Source organism: Monashia sp. HAY1-2A (assembly GCF_056755315.1).
Window position 1 is genome coordinate 1 of the sequence record NZ_JBNDHY010000558.1, and the last position, 254, is coordinate 254.

The following is a 254-nucleotide window of genomic DNA, read 5'->3' on the forward strand; positions in this document are numbered from 1 at the left end:
GTGACGGTGTAGCTGCCGGCGGTCGTGTAGCTGTGCGTCGCGGTGGCCGAGGTGGAGGTGCCGGTGATGGTGCCGTCGCCGAAGTCGAACGCGTACGACAGGGTCTGGCCCTGGGGGTCGGTGGACGCGGAGGCGTCGGCGGTGACGGCTACGGGCGCGGTGCCGCTGGACGGGGTCACGGACAGCGCGGCCGTCGGCGGCCGGATCGCCGCGGAGACGGTGACCGTCTTCTGCGCGGTCGCGGTCAGGCCGGA

At 74.0% G+C, this 254-nt stretch carries 1 protein-coding gene; it reads right to left on the reverse strand.

All coding sequences use genetic code 11. From position 1 onward, the window contains the following. The coding region (locus tag ACPYOM_RS23070; RefSeq protein ID WP_481347754.1) for a PKD domain-containing protein at nt 1–254 on the reverse strand (254 nt) is incomplete at both ends.